This window comes from Pontibacter sp. HJ8, assembly GCF_054824225.1.
In genome coordinates, this window is record NZ_JSYF01000417.1 from 1 (window position 1) to 416 (window position 416).

Annotated in this window: 1 protein-coding gene; it reads right to left on the reverse strand. The window is 40.6% G+C overall.

The window, feature by feature from the left end; genetic code table 11:
- Positions 1-416: DEAD/DEAH box helicase family protein (locus tag OB13_RS16825; RefSeq protein ID WP_461491342.1), on the reverse strand; the 416-nt coding region annotated here is incomplete at both ends.

Genomic DNA, 416 nt, shown 5'->3' on the forward strand with positions numbered 1-416 from the left:
CTGCCTGTGCCTCTGCAATAACTTCAATTGACTGGTAAGTTGAGAAAACTACTGTCATACCAGTTTTTTCTCCATACTTGATAGCTTTGAATTGGCGAATAATGTCTTTAACATTGGTTGAGGCAGGCAAGGCTAAATCAACTACGCTATAACCATCAGTATCTTCATTCTTGGTTCGTTTCTTGGTAACGCCTGAATCAGAACAAATACAGATTGGGTTGATAGGGTCAGTGGCCTCAGCAGTCCACTCTTTAAGTGTCTGGCTTAATAGAGCAATTGAAGGAACTAAAAACAAAATCAATCCTTTCCCATCCGTTTCTTTCTCTGCAATCTTAAGAGACGTAAATGTCTTGCCTGTTCCACAAGCCATGATCATCTTACCACGATCTGAGGAGCTAAAATGCTTGTTAGCAGCT